A 2,227-nucleotide genomic window follows, 5' to 3' on the forward strand; every position below is an offset into this window, starting at 1 on the left:
AAATTTCGGGTTGTGGATATTTTTTTTACACCGAGCTACACCGAGTTTTTTTTGAAGTGGATTGCGTTGAAGGAGTTGCACAGAGCGTTTTACTTTATTGCATCAGGTTTCGGGTTGTGGACTAAACTGCGTTTAGTGGGGTGCCTAGGTATCTCGACTTCGCTCGATATGACAAATGAGCAAACGCTCGATATGACAAAATAATGATTTATAGTGGTATGACAATTCCTTATCAAGTGACATTGAGTGAAGAGACGAATCAAGTAGTACTCCTCCCTTCTTCGTTTACCTTACAACCAGGACAAAATGTAATTCAAGTAACCGTTATTCCACAAAGTCCTTTTAACGGAGGTGTATTGACTTGGATTTTGCAAGGAACAGTGCCTTACAAAGAAGTATATGAATTGTGTATCACTAAATTTGATGTTGATGTTGCAGGATGTGATTCTACTGGAAAAATGGCAAGTGTAGATAAGAATGAAGTTAATTCTAACCCAACTAGTTTTAGTCTTTATCCTAATCCTGCCGTTACAGCAGTAACCCTTTCTTACTCTCTAGAATTAGAAGGTGCCACATTGGAAATTTATGATTTGACAGGAAGAAGTATTGCTAAAAAAGCTTTATCTTCGAGTGATAAGGAAGTCACTTTAGCGATTGACTCTTATCCAGCAGGTATGTATATGCTAGTGGTTAAACAAGCGGGTACTATCTTATGGCAAAACAAGTTAATTATTAAATAGATTAACCCTAAACAGGTACGCTGAAAGCGTACCTGTTTTTAAACTAACGAATTATGCTTAAAAAAATTACTTTATTCTTTTTATGGGTATCTGCTTCAACTTTTAGTCAATGTTATAATGGTTTTCAGATTGGAGACTATCATGTCGTATCAATTAAATCAGATGGCTCGCTATGGGGTTGGGGTTCAAGTGATATTGGTCAATTGAGTAATACTAATTTAGTTAATCCTACTCTTTTTCAAATAGGTACAGCTACTGATTGGTTAAAAGTAAGTACTGGCCCATACAATACTTTTATTATTAAAAATAATGGTACTTTATGGGCTATGGGAGATGGTAGGTACGGACTATTAGGTAATGGTTCTACAACTACAATAAATCCTACTTTACAACAAATCGGTACCGCCACTAATTGGCAAAAGATATCCGCATCGAGTGATATGACTATTGGTTTAAAAACGGATGGGACTATCTGGGGTTGGGGACAAAACGATCAATATGAAATGGGAAATAATACGTGTTGTACCAATCAACTTACTCCCATTCAAATTGGTACAGCGAATCATTGGGTGGATATTGAAACTAGTAGGGGTGCTTCTGTTTTTGCTTTAAAAAATGATGGCACTATTTGGGGGTGGGGATTGAATCTTGCAGGTTTATTAGGTAACAGTACTGTTATGGCACGAAGTATTCCCACTCAATTGAATGCAGATACCGATTGGGCTAGTATTCATGTTGGCGCTGCCCATATTTTAGCCTTAAAAACCAATGGTACCTTGTGGTCTTGGGGGGGGGGAATATGGCCAAACAGGCGATAATTTCCCTTCATCTTACTATAGAGACACACCAACTCAAGTCGGTACAAGTGCTTGGTCTAAAGTATTTGCTGGATGGAAAGTCTCCTTTGGAATTAAACCTGATGGTACCCTTTGGGCTTGGGGACTTAATGATGTAGGACAGCTTGGAATAGGCAACACTACTAATCAATTTACTCCTGTTCAAGTGGGTACTGATACCGACTGGGTTGATGTGGTTTCAGGTGGCGCTGGTAATGATCAGTTTACCATTGCTACAAAATCCGATGGCACCGTTTGGTCCTGGGGAGATAATCAAGGGGGGCAATATGGTAATGGTACTGTTGGAAATCCGGTTTATGTTCCTACCCTAATGACGGGGCTTTGTGCTACCTTAAGCACTGATGAATTTGAACAAGAAAATGTTTTTACGATGTATCCTAATCCTGCTAAGGATGTGGTAAATTTAGCTTATAATTTAACTGATGCTAATGCAACTGTTGAAGTTTTTGATTTAACTGGTAGGTTGATTCAAAATGTGGCTTTGAATTCTGTTACAGGAAGTAGTGAGCTGAATGTGAGTTCTTATCCTGCAGGAGTTTATTTGGTTTTGGTTAAGCAAGGAGAAGCTGTGGTTTTTAGTAGTAAGTTGGTTGTTGAGTAGAAAATTTCGGGTTGTGGATATTTTTTTTA

4 protein-coding genes are annotated in these 2,227 nt (G+C 38.2%); all 4 read left to right on the plus strand.

Annotated elements, in window-relative coordinates:
* Nucleotides 1-204: hypothetical protein (locus B0I03_RS13255; RefSeq protein ID WP_220084608.1), on the plus strand; the 204-nt coding region annotated here is incomplete at its 5' end.
* Complete coding sequence (locus B0I03_RS13085) at nt 204-740, plus strand: T9SS type A sorting domain-containing protein (protein ID WP_111567875.1); 537 nt, start codon at nt 204-206, stop codon at nt 738-740. The genes B0I03_RS13255 and B0I03_RS13085, both read left to right, overlap by 1 nt.
* A gap of 53 nt (nt 741-793) precedes the next feature.
* Entirely contained in the window at nt 794-1,558 is a 765-nt protein-coding gene (locus B0I03_RS13090; RefSeq protein WP_111567876.1) for an RCC1 domain-containing protein, read from the plus strand.
* Nucleotides 1,509-2,198, plus strand: coding sequence for a T9SS type A sorting domain-containing protein (locus B0I03_RS13095; protein WP_111567877.1), 690 nt, complete (start codon nt 1,509-1,511; stop codon nt 2,196-2,198). The genes B0I03_RS13090 and B0I03_RS13095 overlap by 50 nt, the downstream gene beginning before the upstream one ends.
* Nucleotides 2,199-2,227 lie beyond the last annotated feature (29 nt).

It is taken from the genome of Flavobacterium aquaticum (assembly GCF_003259835.1).
GTDB lineage: Bacteria > Bacteroidota > Bacteroidia > Flavobacteriales > Flavobacteriaceae > Flavobacterium > Flavobacterium aquaticum.